Raw genomic sequence first — 15,956 nt, 5'->3', positions numbered from 1 at the left:
TACTGCTTTTGGCAATAGTATAAAGTCAAAGCAAATAATCTAAAGCTATTATTACTAAATATGAAACATCTGCTATTTATATCTATTCTCTGCATATCTGTTTTTCAGGCTTGCACTCCTCCTAAGAAATCTGAAGAGAAAATAGTATCGGTATCAATAGAACCTCAAAAATATTTATTAGATAAGCTGGTTGGCAATAAATATACTGTAAATACTGCGATACCGATAGGCTCTAATCCAGAGACATACGATCCTTCCCCGGCGCAGATGGTAAATATTGGCAAAAGCGAGATCTATTTTAAAATCGGAAATCTGGGTTTTGAAAATACATGGCTGAAAAACATCAGTATAAATAATCCTCAGATGAGTATAATCGATTGTTCGCTCGGAATCCAGACAATACATGACGATCATGGTCATGCCAACGGAGACCCACATATATGGAGTTCGACACAAACAGCTCTTACTGTAGCGACCAATATGTACAATGCGCTTATACAGCATGATACTAAACATAAAGATTATTATCTGGATAATTTCAAAGCTTTAGAAAAATCAATTCAACAAACCGACAGTATAGTAAAGAGCTATGTTGCAGAAGCTCCTACCAAATCTTTCATTATATTTCATCCGGCACTTAGCTATTTTGCAGAACAGTATGGGTTACACCAATACAGTATAGAAGTAGATGGTAAAAACCCTACACCAAGACAGATAGCCGAATTGGTGAAAAAAGCGAAGCAAGAGAATATAAAAGTTATATTCATGCAAGAAGAATATGATATAAAAAATGCTGAACCAATAGCTAAAGAAACAGGAGCCAGAATTGTTATTATAAACCCATTATCGTATAACTGGGATCAAGAGCTAATAAAAATAGCGAAAGCTATTGCCGGCAAATAAGGTCTCAGACTTTTTTAGAACTATTACTTTCAGAATAAGCTCTTGCATATATATATGCTTTACTAAAATGAATAAGATTCTCGAAATAAAAGAAATATCAGTTGGATATGAAGCCAATAAGCCTATATTGAAAAATGTAGATCTTACTGTTTATGAAAACGACTTTTTGGGTATCATTGGTCCGAATGGAGGCGGAAAAACAACCTTACTCAAGACTATTTTAGGTTTAATAAAACCAACCGAGGGTTCTGTAAAATTCTACAAGAATAATATAGAAAGTAAAATTAATCTGGGATATTTACCTCAGATTAATAAAATAGACAGAAATTTTCCTATATCTGTCTTTGATGTAATTCTATCCGGATTAACAGCAAAAAGAAAGCTTTTTTCTTATTATACTGAAGAGCAGAGAAACAAGGCTAGACAAACAGCTGATTTAATGGGGTTAAGTACTTTTCTTGAGAGACCTATCGGAAATCTTTCGGGTGGACAATTACAACGTACACTTTTAGGTAGAGCAATTGTTGATGACCCTGATTTATTGATACTTGATGAGCCGAGTTCTTATGTCGATAAACGATTCGAAACAGACTTTTACAAAATACTGGAGGAGATCAACAAGAATACAGCCATTATACTGGTTTCGCACGATGTAGGTACCGTCGTTTCTATGGTTAAAAATATAGCTTGCGTTAACGAAGGATTACACTATCATGCAGGGTCAAATATCTCAACAAATTGGCTCGAGCAAACATATACAACCTGTCCGATAGAGATTGTTGGACATGGCGATTTTCCACATCGCGTACTTGAAAAACACGAAGGCTGTAAGTGTTGTAACACAGATGAAGAATAAACATTGAGGGAGATAACCATTAAACTTTTTTTATTCAATAAGTGTTCAAGTCTTAAGAACTTATAATACCGAAGTTAAGGAAATTTTTTTTTGTTTACTTACGATTATGTATCAAGTAACTGAAAGTATTTAATGACAGATTTAAAAGCGATAACCTGCTCTTGCTGTTATTCTTGCAAAGTCAACATTTCAAGCAGCGAGAGCAAATGCAAAATTTATTAGAAACATATAGTTATTTAATATGAAATACTACTATTCACTACTAACTTTACTAACGACCGCTATATTGTTATCCTCATGCGGTAGTGTTCCTGTCACCGGACGTAAACAAATGCTGCTTGTATCCGATCAGGAAGTGTTGACACTTAGTCTACAACAATACAATGAATTTATAAAGACCGCACCTAAGTCTACGGATAAAGCTAATACAGCTCTTGTACAAAAAGTAGGTAGAAACATAGCAAACGCCGTTGAAACCTACATGAAAGCCAATGGTATGGAAAGTCTTATATCAAGCTATTCTTGGGAATTCAACCTGGTAAAAAGTGCTGATGTCAACGCCTTTTGTTTGCCGGGGGGTAAAATAGTTGTCTATGAAGGCATCTTGCCTGTTACTCAAGACGAAACCGGATTGGCTGTTGTACTCGGGCATGAAGTGGCACATGCTGTTGCAAAACATGCGAATGAGCGAATGAGCCAACAAGTAGCTGCACAATACGGTAATGCAGCTCTAGGTGTGGCCTTGGGCGGGGCATCATCTACTGTGCAGACTGTAGCATCTTCGGTATACGGGCTTGGCGCTCAGTATGGAGTAATGCTCCCCTACTCCCGCAAACAGGAATTAGAAGCAGATAAGCTTGGGCTAATCTTTATGGCAATGGCAGGGTATAATCCTCAGTTAGCTGAAAGCTTTTGGGTAAGAATGTCTCAAAAAACCGGAGGTCAAAGTGTTGCCGAATTTCAGAGCACCCACCCATCAGACGAAACGCGAATCAAAAAAATAAAAGAAGAATTGCCTGAAGCAATGCAATATTATAAAGGTGGAACTACGAAGAATACATCAAATTCGAATGCAAAAACATCCGAACAATGGAAATTCTAATACTCTGGCTTCACTCTAAAAAAACTTCCGGTTTATGTATAACCGGAAGTTTTTTTGTTCTTTTATCTATAAGTAAAACAGGATAATTAAGGGAAGCGACCTGAAAATGGAATATCTACGTAACCTTTGTTACCTTTTTCATTCTATTGAAAATGGAGTTTATATAAGAAGGTCTATAATCAAAAAAATAGACATCGGAAAAGTTACAAATTTTGTGTATACTTTGCTACCTTTTATAATATCAAACATTGACAATCCAAGAATCACAATATATTTAACAGTAAGAGAAAAGCAGGCTGTATTCAATAATAATTGTTCGCTATTTAGTTTGTAACCTTTTTATTATTCAAAAAAAATAACGAAATTTGTAAAGCATGAGTCTATATAAAGATTCCCTAAATAGCAACATCATCAGATAATTAATTAAAATAATCAAACAAGTAATCAAATGACAAAAAGCGCATTACAAGTAGCCAGAGCTGCTTATAAGCCTAAAATGCCTAAAGCATTGTATGGTTCAGTGAGAGTAGAAGAAGGTGCTGCAACACAATCTGTTGCAGATCAGGATGAAGTAAAAAAACTTTTTCCTAACACCTATGGAATGCCTATTCTAAAATTCGTTGAATCAGCTGAAAAAGCTAATTTTCCAGCTATGAATGTTGGTGTTATTCTATCTGGAGGACAGGCTCCAGGTGGACACAATGTTATCGCTGGTATTTTTGATGGAATTAAAAGTCTAAATAAAGATAGCAAAGTATACGGATTCCTAATGGGACCGGGAGGATTGGTAGATCATAAATATCAGGAGTTAACCTCTGAAATTATTGATGAATACCGTAACACAGGTGGTTTTGATATTATTGGATCGGGTCGTACCAAACTTGAAACTAAAGAACAATTTGACAAAGGCCTTGAAATATTAAAAAAATTAGACATCAAAGCTCTTGTTATTATCGGAGGTGATGACTCTAATACAAACGCTTGTGTACTAGCTGAATATTATGCAGCTATTAATGCGGGAGTACAAGTCGTTGGGTGTCCTAAAACAATCGATGGAGACTTGAAAAACGAAATGATCGAAACTTCTTTCGGGTTCGATACTGCATGTAAAGTTTATTCGGAAGTTATTGGAAACATCGAAAGAGACTGTAACTCTGCCCGTAAATACTGGCACTTCATCAAACTAATGGGTCGTTCAGCTTCTCATATCGCTTTAGAATGTGCGCTTCAGACCCAACCAAACTTCTGCATTATTTCAGAAGAAGTAGAAGCTAAAAACCAATCTTTGGATGATATTGTAACTGAAATAGCTACAGCTGTTGCAAACCGTGCTGCTAATGGAAATAACTTCGGTACAGTTCTTATCCCAGAAGGCCTTATTGAATTTATCCCTGCTATGAAGGCTCTTATTGCAGAATTGAATGACTTCCTAGCTCATCATCAGGATGAATTCAACGCTGTTGCAAAAGACGAAAAACGTCAATATATTATCAAAAACCTATCTGCAGTCAATGCTGCTATATACGAAAGCTTACCGGAAGGTGTTGCCCGTCAGTTGACTTTAGATCGTGACCCTCATGGCAATGTTCAGGTTTCTTTGATCGAAACAGAAAAGCTATTGGCTGAAATGGTTGGAAACAAACTTGCAGAATGGAAAAAAGCCGGAAAATATTCAGGTAAATTCGCTTCTCAGGTTCACTTCTTCGGATATGAAGGACGTTGTGCTGCTCCTTCTAATTATGATGCCGATTATTGTTATTCTTTGGGATATACAGCTTCTGCTATTATTGCTGCAGGTAAAACTGGATATATGTCATCTGTACGCAATACAACAGCTCCCGCTGATCAGTGGATTGCCGGAGGTGTACCTGTAACAATGATGATGAATATGGAACGCCGTCATGGAGAGATGAAACCGGTTATCCAAAAAGCATTAGTTAAATTAGATGGTGCTCCTTTTAAATTTTTCGCTGCAAACCGCGAGAAATGGGCTGTGGGTACTGAATATGTATATCCGGGACCAATTCAATATTTTGGACCAACAGAAGTATGTGATCAACCAACGATAACTCTAAAATTAGAGCTAGGTAAATAAAATATACTTCATAGAAACGCCGAAGGTTCTTCAATCTTCGGTGTTCTATTATTTATATACCAGTTCATAATTATTTCCAGGTAAGGTACGTATTATATCCTTCATCTCCATCATCAACAATAATGGAAGTAAAGAAGTCAGAGGCATATTGCTTTGCATTGATAAGGCATTGATGTGCAAAGAATCATTCTCAAGCAACAAGTCGTAAACCGCCTGCTGATCAGGAGATAAATTAAGGAATAACTCTTGTTGACGAGGTTGAACTTTATTCTTAACATCCCATTGCATATATTGGATAAACTGTTCGGCAGACAGTAGCATAACCGCTTTATTCTGTTCAATCAGCATATTACACCCTCCTGATTCTTTATCAGTAATCCGCCCGGGAAGAGCGAAGACATCTCTGTCATAAGAGCACGCTAAATCAGCTGTAATAAGCGACCCTCCTTTCATATCAGATTGTACAACAACAGTAGCATCAGCTAATCCTGCAACAATCCGGTTTCGTTTGACAAAGTTATACTTGTCAGGTTCTGTCATACTCACAAACTCGGTAAGCAGTCCTCCATTGTCTAACATATTTATTGCAATCTGACGATGAACTGACGGATAAATACGATCTAAACCATGTGCCAAAACACCAACAGTAGGAAGTCCAACCCTGATTGCAGATTTATGACTCTGAATATCTATTCCATAAGCCAGTCCACTAACAATTAATGCATCAGGAAAAGAAGACGCTATATCTTCGAGAAACCGATCACAGAAATCATTGCCATAACCATTTGATTTACGGGTTCCAACAATACTGATCACTTTAGTATTATCCAGATTTGTATTCCCTTTGTAATAGAATAAAATAGGTGCATCTATGCATTCTTTCAATCTATATGGATAATTCTGATCTTTATAAAAGAATGTTCGGATATTATTCTTTGTTATAAAGTCGAGTTCTTTCTCTGCTTTTCGCAATACCTCCGGATTTAAGATTTCATTCGCTAAATGTGTGGAAAAATTGGGAATTGACATTAACTCTTTTCTAGAAGACTTAAATATGCGCTCTTCATCTCCGATTTCATCTAACAAATTGCGGGCTAATACATCACCAACTCCGTTTATTTGAGTAAGTGCTATCTGAAAGAATAGCTTTGTTGTGTTGTTGTTCATTGCTCGTATTTATATCATCAAAGATATTGAAATCTTTTGGATAAAAATTTGTGTATAATAAAAAATGACTTTATATTTGCACCCGTAATCGCGAAAGTAGCTCAGTTGGTAGAGCACGACCTTGCCAAGGTCGGGGTCGCGGGTTCGAATCCCGTCTTTCGCTCAAATGTGGCAATGGTCACATTTTTTTTTCTAAATACACCTGCACACGTGGTGGAATTGGTAGACATGCTACTTTGAGGGGGTAGTGCTCGCAAGGGCGTAGGGGTTCAAATCCCCTCGTGTGTACAAAGGCTTTCAAGATATTGAAAGCCTTTGGTTATTTTAGAGAAATACCTATTTAATGGTATTTTCCAGTGTTTTCAATAATTTATCTTTGTAACATATTTTTCATGGTATTAGATTTAAGGTTATGAAGATGGTTGTCGTGATGACAACCTTTTTTATTCCCATATTGTATTATTTATACCATTTAAAGACAAGATTGCTAAAAACGCCAAATCATCATTCCAGCCTGATAACCGGCCCCCAATGTCCAAATTAGCAAATAATCTCCTGTATTCAACTCTCCTCCTTTTCGTAAATACTCATGTAATGCAAGAAAAGGACTTGAGGCTCCTGTATAACCAATATCAAAACAAACCAAAGGTATTTTGTCATCTGGAATTTCAAAATGCTCTTGTATCAACCGTATATTATGATAAGAAAATTGAGAGAATAAAAACAGAGAGATGTCACTAAAAGACAGTCCATTTTCTTCAAGAAAACCCAAAAGTTCATTTCTCATAAAATTGACACTCCCCCTCCCATCAAACCGATCCCAATAAAGCTTGGGAGTTGCCGATTCGGTTTTACTGAATCCATGTTCAGGGAAACGAATCGTTTGACTAAATGAAGGATCGGAATAATAACGGCTGTCAATATAACCTTCATTATTTATACTATTTCCAATAATCATAGCAAAAGCTGAGTCAGTAAAACTAAATGCTGTCACCGGATTATCAAGATCTTCGACTCGTGAAAAATGTTCAGCACTAACTATGAGTGCCTTTTTCGCACCACGTGTTAACTTTAGATATTTACTGGCATGATCTAAAGCTATAAAAGCACCGATACAACTTGCATTAAGGTCAAAACATTGGGTATAAGGATTGGATCCAATCGCTTTATGCAGAAATAAAGCACCACAAGGAACCAACTGTTCAGGAAAACTGGTTACAAATATAACCAGATCAATATCGTTCACATCAATGGTTGACTCCTCGATAGCTCCTCTAGCAGCCTTTACAGCCATAGATATCACTGTTTCCTTTTGCCCATTAGCAGAATCAATGATATAACGTTTTTTCCGCCCTAACGATGCCTGAATTTTGCAGATAGGAATATTTTGCGCTTCAAAATATTTGATCGTTTCATCATTCTTCAATTCCAATGAAGAATTATAAAAAAATGTAGATTCAAGTATCATTTTACTAATTATTTCTATTTGGTAGTTTTGTATACTGAATATAACAAAACAAAGACCTTCTGGTTCTGCAGTATTAGATAAATAGACTTATATTCAACAATATTACAAATATCTGCCATCCTTTTACGATATCATACACTTTATCAAAAAAAGCAACAAAGACAGTTTGTTTTTCCATTTAAGATGCATATATTTGAATTATTACTTTTTATAACAAACTCATCTTAGTTGTGAAACCGGGGTGATATTTCTTACTACACACTTAAAAGAATATCAGCCTCCTCCACCTGGAGGCTTTCTTATTATTACCAATCTTACTGAATTTCCTAATTTCAATCGTAAACTTACTACATTCGTTTACTGAAACAGGCTTTCGTTTCTAATAATTATGTAATTTTGTTCATATTTTATGAATTAAATGAGAAAATCGATTTTTGCCCTAGCCTTAGGTACATTAGGTTTGGGAATGTCCGAGTTCGGAATGATGGGTATGCTTCCGGATATAGCAAAAGACTTAAGTATCAGCATACCACAGGCAGGTCATTTTATATCGGCATACGCCATCGGAGTAGCAGTAGGTGCACCAATTTTAGTTCTATTCGCCCGTAATATATCTCTAAAGAAAACCCTATTAATGCTGGTCTGCATTTATTTTATAGGAAATCTTTGTTTTGCGTTATCTTCTAATTACTGGCTCAACTTAGTTTTCCGGTTCATATCAGGACTTCCACATGGAGCATATTTCGGTGTGGGATCAATTGTTGCTCAAAAGGTAGCAAAAGAGGGACGGGAAACATCTGCTGTCGCCGGAATGGTTTCCGGTATGACATTTGCCAATCTTGTAGGCGTACCGATGGGGACATTTATCAGTCATCAGTTCTCGTGGCAGATTACATATTCGATTATAGCTTTTATTGCCTTAATCATCTTCTACTTTATATATAAGTGGATTCCGGCACTAGCCCCTCTTCCAGATACCGGATTGAAAGGTCAATTCCGTTTCTTGAAAAATAAAGCCCCCTGGCTTATTATAATAGCCACTATTATGGGAAATGGAGGTATATTCTGCTGGTACAGTTATGTCAATCCTGTGATGACTAATTGCAGCGGATTTGCCGAGTCTTCGATGACAGGAGTGATGATGTTTGCAGGATTAGGTATGGTTTTAGGAAATATTATAAGTGGAGGACTCTCCGATAAATTCTCTCCAGCAAAAGTAGGAACAGCAACACAAGGATTAGTTGTGATATTACTAGCTGCAATATTCCTTTTAGCAGAAATTCAATGGGCCTCATTCCTTTTAATGTTTTTGACAACAGGCTGTTTGTTCGCATTATCGGCTCCACAACAAATCCTTTTGTTAGAAAATTCTAAAGGTGGAGAAATGTTAGGAGCTGCTTGTGTACAGGTCGCATTCAATCTTGGTAATGCAATCGGTGCATTTCTTGGAGGAATTCCTATTGAACAAAATTATTCAGAAAGATACTCCACTATTCCCGGGATATTTCTTGCTGCAATAGGCTTTATTACTTTTCTTTATTATACCAAGATATCGAAAGCTAAAGCTTAAAATTTCTGATATAAAAAACGGAGGAGCATAATATCTTATGCTCCTCCGTTTTTTTATTTTAAATCAGCATTAGTTGGGGGCTTTCCTATAAAGGAATGCAGCTATTCCGATAAAAATTACATTAGGAATCCAAGCTGCAATAAGCGGACTTACTAATCCTGAAACAGCAAAGGTTGAACTTACGGTCATAAATAAGATATACGATACACTAAGTAATAATCCAATACCAATGTTTAACCCCATTCCGCCTTTGACTTTACGTGATGACAGGGCGGCACCTATCAGAGTCAAGATAAAAGCCGAAGCAATAGATGCAAAACGTTTGTGGTACTCAATCTCGAATGATTGAATATTACCGATCCCCCTATCCTTTTGCCGGGAAATATGTTTGTGTAATTGGGGAGTAGTCATCTGCTCAAAATCGTTGCTCGATATAAGGAAATCACTTGGCACAATAGTCAAAGTAGTATCCAATTTAGATCCCGAAGATATATGCTCTTTCATTCCCTGAAATTCACGAATCGAATACTCATTAACAGTCCAATGATAAGCTGAATCATATTGAATAGTCCGTGCAGTCAAGCGAGAAACCAACTCTTTATTTTCAAATTTATCCAAAGAAAAAGAAGATCCCATCTTATCTCTGTCATCGTATCTTTTAAAAAAGGCAATGACTCCGGGTTCAATCTGTACCTGTATATTCTCCGCATAAGTAACAGCCTTATTCTTAATATACTTATTCTGGAATTTTATCCTGACCACATTTGCAGGCGGTATGATAAAACCGGTAAGTAGAAAACTAGCCAATGCTATAATAGCAGCAGAAATCATATAGGGTTTCATCAACCGTTTAAAACTCATTCCGGCTGCCAACATCGATATAATCTCTGAATTATCGGCCAGCTTGGAGGTAAAAAAGATTACAGATATAAAAACGAACAGAGGACTAAACAAGTTAACATAATAAGGAATAAAATTCATATAATAGGCAAAAATAATAGCCTTAAGTGGCGCATCATTTTTCAGAAATTTATCCAATTGCTCATTTATATCAAAAACTACCGCTATGGAAATTATCAACAGAATGGAGAACACATAAGTTCCCAAAAATTTCCGTATTATATATTTATCTAGTATACTAAGCATTTAGGCTATTTAAGTAATCTAAAATATTTAATAATATATTTCGCCTGTTTCTGTTATGCTCCGAATGTTAATAAAAGACCTTGCCCTTATTATAATCGTCGTGTAACATCATCTATTATAGAACGCTTCCACAGGTAGTAATCTCCCGCTATTATATGTTTACGCGCTTCTTTTACCAGCCACAAATAAAATGCTAAGTTATGTATTGACGCTATTTGTAGTGCAAGAATTTCGTTAACAATAAATAAATGGCGCAAATAGGCTTTAGAATATAAAGTATCGACAAAAGAAGTTCCTTCGGGATCAATCGGTGAAAAATCAGTTGCCCATTTCTTATTACGCATATTCAATATGCCATATTTTGTAAACAACTGTCCATTACGTCCATTACGGGTAGGCATAATGCAATCGAACATATCTACTCCACGCTCAATTGCCTCAAGTATATTTGCAGGAGTACCAACTCCCATCAGATAGCGAGGCTTGTCTTTAGGCAATATTTCATTTACAACCTCTATCATTTCATACATCTTCTCCGTTGGTTCACCTACAGCCAATCCACCTATAGCATTACCTTGGGCTCCTTTAGATGCTACATTTTCGGCTGCACGCTTTCTTAAATCCGGATAAACACATCCTTGAACGATGGGAAATAATGCCTGTTTGTATCCATACTCGCATTCTGTTTCGTTGAAACGCGCTATGCAGCGATCAAGCCAGCGTTCGGTGAGATCAAGCGATTTCTTCGCATAAGAGTATTCAGCATCTCCGGGTGTACACTCATCAAAGGCCATCATTATATCCGCCCCAATTGTCCGTTCGATATCCATCACACGCTCAGGGCTAAATATATGCTTAGATCCATCGATATGAGATCGGAAAATAGCCCCATCCTCCGTCAACTTTCGGTTATGAGCCAATGAGAATACCTGAAAACCACCGCTATCTGTTAAAATAGGTTTATCCCAGCTATTGAATTTATGTAATCCTCCTGCTTGTTTCAATATATCAAGCCCCGGACGCAAATACAAATGATATGTATTACCGAGAATAATCTGTGCCTGAATATCATTTACCAATTCGGGCATGTGCACAGCTTTTACTGCTCCCTGAGTCCCAACCGGCATAAATATAGGAGTTTCGATCTGACCGTGATCTGTAGTAATCAATCCAGCTCTCGCATTAGATTGTGAATCGTTATATTGTAATTCGAATTTCATTTAAATTATTAGCGGAAATCAATTATCTGCAATTTCAGAGATTTCTTCCAGATCTCTCAATTGCACCAAAACAATAGATGTTTTATTTTTTTTCAACACTGAAAACTCATACCCTTCAGCTTCAAGTTTATCATGGGTATTAGGAATACGACCGAATTTATCGATCAAATACCCGGCCAATGTATCATATTGCTTGGCTTTGTCTATAGTATGGGGAAGTTGATCGTTTATATCCGAAATGGCAGCTGTAGCAATCACGGAGTAGGTATTACCTGATGTTTGTTCAACAAATGGAATCTCATTGTCATACTCGTCCTGAATTTCTCCGACAAGTTCTTCTAGAATATCTTCCATCGTTATAATACCTTCTATACCACCGTATTCATTCAACACCATAGCTATCTGCTGATGTTTCACCTGAAATTCTTTCAGTATAATTCCGATGCGTTTACTCTCTGGAACAAACGATACAGGACGAACTATCGAACGAATATCAACATGATCATTCTGACGCATTTTTTTCAGAATATCCTTTAGGTGAACGATACCTATAATATTATCGATATTATCCTCATAACATGGTATGCGGGAAAATCCGTCTTCAATAACAGTTTCGAGAGTTTTTTCATCATAATCGTTTACATCTATGGCTAAAACCTGCGTACGGGGAACCATTACCTGACGGGCAGTACGCTCCGAAAAATCAAACGCATTTTTTATTATATCATAGTTAGTATCTTCAAAATTTCCGCTCTCCCTTACCTGATCCACCAAATACCTTAACTCATCACTGCTGTATGTTTCAGCTTCAGACACAGTGTGCAGTCCACACATACGAAGTATCAAGTTCGCTAATCCATTAAGCAGCCAGATAAACGGGCGACAAATCCAATAGAATGCCTGTAACGGATAAGATATAAACAACGTAGTTTTCTCTGGACTTTGTATTGCCAGAGACTTTGGAGCCAATTCACCAAACACAATATGCAGTACTGTGATAATAAGGAATGCAACAGGCAGTGCAATACTATGCGCCAATTCTGGGCTTACATTTACATTCACGAGCTCCATCAAACTTATAATCATCTTAGAAACAACAGGCTCCCCAATCCATCCCAATGCAAGACTGGATAAAGTAATTCCTAACTGAGTGGCTGCTAGATATGCGTCAAGATGGCTTACAATACGCTTGGAAAGAATTGCAAAACGATTCCCTTCCTGTGCTTTTAGTTCGAGTTGCGAACCTCTCACTTTTACTATTGCAAATTCGGCTGCAACAAAGAAGCCATTCAGAAAAACGAATAGAAAAGTTATAAGAATATTAGATATCATATATCTATTAAAATGATGATGGTGCAAAGATACATACAAATGTCCATTTGCAACGAATCAAATTATTATATTTTATGTTAGATCTTGTAACAATATACTTAGTACACCTGTTTTATAATTGCTATTTGGAGATCGGAAATTTTACCATCGATTGCTTTCTTAAATTCATCGAAATGAGTGCTGGCATTGTGTATAGCTATTGCTTCTTCTGATTTCCAAACCTCTAATATAGTATAAGATAAACTTTCGGAAGTACTCTGATGCAAGTCATACGACACATTCCCTTCTTCTTTTCGGGTAGCGTCTACCACATTGTGTAAAGCTTTTAATACTTCGTCTTTGTATTTAGGTTTCAGAATAATAGTAGCTACAATTTTCAACTCTTTCATCGTTTTATTTTTTTGTTATTTTTTTAATTTATTTGATTGTCTTTCAATGTAAACAATATATAATAACAGTGCCAATAATGACACCAAAGACACACTTAAACCGACACGCTGTGCTAATGTACCATCGTACCAAACTATTATTTGAGAAGACGCGGGGCTTTCTATTTCAATCAAACCATCTTCGGATTGAGATACAGTTAATTCTTTACTATTATCAAAAACTGCTCTATATCCTTTGTAATAAAGCAAAGGTAATACAAGATTACCGGGTTCAGATTGTTCTGTTTCCAATCTCAATTTATCTTTTTCCCTTGATATATTTTTTATTATAGTATTCCTTTCTGCTTTTACTGAATCTTTACGATTAACAACATAATCTATTCGATAACGTATATCTTCCGTCGGAACAGAAGGCACTTTGCTTGATAAATATTCAGCACCAACTATCTCCAGTTGATCCAGATTATGGGTTACTGTATTATTCACAGTATACTTTATATACCCTTGATAAACTCCTCCTGTTAGACGTATACTATACCCAATTATAATAATAAGACATGCAACAATTATTATCCTACGATTAGTTTGCCGGCTTATAATAGATAGGTAAACCGCTCCTGAAAAGGCTAGCAGAAAACTGGCAGGCTGCAATAATCGAAATGGAAATTGTAAGATAGCCAGCTTATTAAACGGAAATATATACCACGGAAAAATATCAGACAAAGCAAATATCAATATGAAAGAAACAAACGTACAGCTATCTGCAACACGAAGATAACGATGATTACCAATGATCGCCAAACGAAAAAACAAAGGAATTATTAATATTATCCCAATAGTTTCTATACGCAGTCTATTATCAGTCAAACCATTAAATACCCCCCAAAGCACTCGTTTCAATTCTACAGATTGAGGTCCTATAGCTTCAGCCAAAGGGTGTGTTTGAAAATAAAATGAATTGTCGTTTAATTGCTCGAACATTGGAAGTAAGAAGGCTGAAGATACAATCGCTGAAACCGCTCCAGCCAAAACAAGATATAATAACCTATAAGGATTCTCTTTTATTGATTTATAACAAATTACAAGCCCTATACAGACTGTTATAAATATCAATAAAGCAGATAATAAATGGGTATATATCAAACAAATAAAGCCTATCGAGATAATATACCACCTCTGCTTGAAATCTCCATATAAAATCTCATACAGTCCCCAAAAGACAAGTGGCACAAACGTGAAAGAGATAAATTCGCCTAATGCTCCCCGATACGAAATATCAATTATGCGGTACAAAGCAAAAGTGTATAATAAGGAGAACAAACAGGCAATCAGGTTGTCTTTTGTTATCCTGCTTAAACTCCAAAAAGAGAAAATGCCACACAAAAGGGTATAAACAAAAATCATAAGCTTATAGGCTGTCGCGAAACCTATTGACGGAGCCAATAAAGCAAAAGGAATAAGCATTAAATCGGGATAAAATAAATTAGCAGCATATCCGTAATGATTTAAGGCTTCGGTATTGATATAAAAAGGAAATGTATTATAATCTATAGCCTGTACAATCGCATAAAAACGATTAGCATGAAATTGTAAATCACTGCCGCCGGAGGTCACAATTCCGGTATCCGGAAAATACCAGTAAATCATTCCTACTGAGAGGATAACCAAAATGACCATAAAAAGACAAAATTGGTATAATGAATTCCGTATTATTCCAGCTATAATAAAATTCTGAATCCCTAAAAAGCTCTTACTGGAAGATAGTCTCTCCATTAAATTAATTAACTACTTATTTTATTCATCACAGTTCTAATAATAACTGCTGTTGATTATTTTGTTTGTCTTGATCTTACTGCCGCTCAGATTTATTGATTCGGAAACAAAGCCGATAACAAAGCTATTCGAATAAATATGTGAGGTTATATCATGGACTTTTGTTTGATAAAAAGACCCCAAATAACCTATCCTCAATGATATTTTCGAAATTGGGATATCTGCCGTAAAAAAACCTCGCAAAGCCCTTTGATTATGTATTGATGCAAAATTGACAACACCTACACTATTCCCTAAAGATATCTCGTAATATGACTGCCCATAATGCGGCGAAAATAAAATTCCAAATAAAGGAGTATCTAATTGTCCTCTGAAAGTAATATTTTTCCAATTATAGAAACCTATCAAAGATAAATTGATGTTAGAATGAGCTTTTGCCGATGCCGGATTGTTCGAATTTCGCTGATTGTATATCACTCCTCCGGTTATATTCCACAATGCTCCTACGGATAAACGAAATTTTTCTGTCCTGTATAAATTATAATGTCCTCCCCAGCTATACTGTCCTATTATAGAATATTCGCGGGCATTGCCTGCCGGATTTTCGGTACTGGTCACTTCGAGATCAATGATTTGCTGACGTGTAAAACGATGGTTAAACCACGATGTCCGTTTCATACGCTCATCCATCAACCGAAAGGAAGTCCCCTTGTATTTTAATGGCGATAAATATGTATCATACATATTAGCTCGTCCAATGGCAAACGATGTCGCTTTGTTGGTTGAATAATAACGCAGCGAATCTTCATCTTGTGCACATACAGTATTGAAATTCGTAATACAAATTAAACTCAGTAATACAATTATTAACCTATATGTGCCCATAGTACAAAGGTGTTTATTCTAAAGATTAATATCTCATTTCCTATTTATGC

General features: G+C 36.2%; 13 protein-coding genes and 2 tRNA genes. 7 read left to right on the top strand and 8 right to left on the bottom strand.

The genetic code is table 11. From position 1 onward, the window contains the following. Window positions 1–60 precede the first annotated feature (60 nt). From K322_RS0100815 to K322_RS0100800, 4 genes are all read left to right on the top strand, one after another. On the top strand, window positions 61–903 hold the full coding sequence (locus K322_RS0100815; protein ID WP_026625146.1) for a metal ABC transporter solute-binding protein, Zn/Mn family: 843 nt from the start codon (window positions 61–63) through the stop codon (window positions 901–903). A 67-nt stretch (window positions 904–970) separates the two neighbouring features. Next, a complete protein-coding gene (locus tag K322_RS0100810) occupies window positions 971–1,759 on the top strand; it encodes a metal ABC transporter ATP-binding protein (RefSeq protein WP_026625145.1) in 789 nt (262 codons plus the stop codon). A gap of 241 nt (window positions 1,760–2,000) precedes the next feature. Further along, window positions 2,001–2,861: a M48 family metallopeptidase gene (locus K322_RS0100805; RefSeq protein WP_026625144.1), complete on the top strand. Its 861-nt coding sequence runs from the start codon at window positions 2,001–2,003 to the stop codon at window positions 2,859–2,861. 448 nt (window positions 2,862–3,309) lie between these two features. Next, on the top strand, window positions 3,310–4,956 hold the full coding sequence (locus tag K322_RS0100800) for a diphosphate--fructose-6-phosphate 1-phosphotransferase (protein ID WP_026625143.1): 1,647 nt from the start codon (window positions 3,310–3,312) through the stop codon (window positions 4,954–4,956). A gap of 48 nt (window positions 4,957–5,004) precedes the next feature. Here the strand turns inward: K322_RS0100800 and dprA are convergent, their stop codons facing one another. Next, window positions 5,005–6,123 carry a DNA-processing protein DprA gene (gene dprA, locus K322_RS0100795; protein ID WP_026625142.1) on the bottom strand — a complete coding sequence of 373 codons (1,119 nt, stop codon included), beginning with the start codon at window positions 6,121–6,123 and terminating at the stop codon, window positions 5,005–5,007. Window positions 6,124–6,213: 90 nt separating this feature from the next. On the opposite strand from dprA, the gene K322_RS0100790 reads away from it, so the two are divergent. Further along, window positions 6,214–6,286 (top strand) — tRNA-Gly (locus tag K322_RS0100790). Window positions 6,287–6,327: 41 nt separating this feature from the next. Then, window positions 6,328–6,411, top strand: a tRNA-Leu gene (locus tag K322_RS0100785). Between the two features lie 199 nt (window positions 6,412–6,610). Here K322_RS0100785 and K322_RS0100780 read toward each other — a convergent pair. Next, complete coding sequence (locus tag K322_RS0100780) at window positions 6,611–7,591, bottom strand: 3-oxoacyl-ACP synthase III family protein (protein WP_026625141.1); 981 nt, start codon at window positions 7,589–7,591, stop codon at window positions 6,611–6,613. Between the two features lie 418 nt (window positions 7,592–8,009). On the opposite strand from K322_RS0100780, the gene araJ reads away from it, so the two are divergent. After that, window positions 8,010–9,161 (top strand): MFS transporter AraJ, encoded by a 1,152-nt coding sequence (gene araJ / locus K322_RS0100770; RefSeq protein ID WP_026625140.1) that lies wholly within the window; start codon window positions 8,010–8,012, stop codon window positions 9,159–9,161. A 69-nt stretch (window positions 9,162–9,230) separates the two neighbouring features. Here araJ and K322_RS0100765 read toward each other — a convergent pair whose 3' ends face one another. The 6 genes from K322_RS0100765 to K322_RS0100740 form a co-directional block, all read right to left on the bottom strand. Next, complete coding sequence (locus K322_RS0100765) at window positions 9,231–10,307, bottom strand: LptF/LptG family permease (RefSeq protein WP_026625139.1); 1,077 nt, start codon at window positions 10,305–10,307, stop codon at window positions 9,231–9,233. A gap of 89 nt (window positions 10,308–10,396) precedes the next feature. Next, on the bottom strand, window positions 10,397–11,527 hold the full coding sequence (gene tgt / locus K322_RS0100760) for a tRNA guanosine(34) transglycosylase Tgt (RefSeq protein ID WP_026625138.1): 1,131 nt from the start codon (window positions 11,525–11,527) through the stop codon (window positions 10,397–10,399). 18 nt (window positions 11,528–11,545) lie between these two features. Beyond that, window positions 11,546–12,859 (bottom strand): hemolysin family protein, encoded by a 1,314-nt coding sequence (locus K322_RS0100755; protein WP_026625137.1) that lies wholly within the window; start codon window positions 12,857–12,859, stop codon window positions 11,546–11,548. Window positions 12,860–12,957: 98 nt separating this feature from the next. After that, entirely contained in the window at window positions 12,958–13,248 is a 291-nt protein-coding gene (locus K322_RS0100750) for a putative quinol monooxygenase (protein ID WP_026625136.1), read from the bottom strand. 15 nt (window positions 13,249–13,263) lie between these two features. Next, window positions 13,264–14,925, bottom strand: a complete 1,662-nt coding sequence (locus K322_RS0100745) for a hypothetical protein (protein WP_035330986.1) — start codon at window positions 14,923–14,925, stop codon at window positions 13,264–13,266. A gap of 132 nt (window positions 14,926–15,057) precedes the next feature. Then, a complete protein-coding gene (locus K322_RS0100740) occupies window positions 15,058–15,906 on the bottom strand; it encodes a DUF3316 domain-containing protein (RefSeq protein ID WP_026625134.1) in 849 nt (282 codons plus the stop codon). Between the last annotated feature and the right edge of the window lie 50 nt (window positions 15,907–15,956).

It is taken from the genome of Indolivaga capnocytophagoides DSM 22835, assembly GCF_000426485.1.
GTDB lineage: Bacteria > Bacteroidota > Bacteroidia > Bacteroidales > Dysgonomonadaceae > Dysgonomonas_A > Dysgonomonas_A capnocytophagoides.
This window is presented reverse-complemented; position numbering and strand designations above follow the sequence as displayed.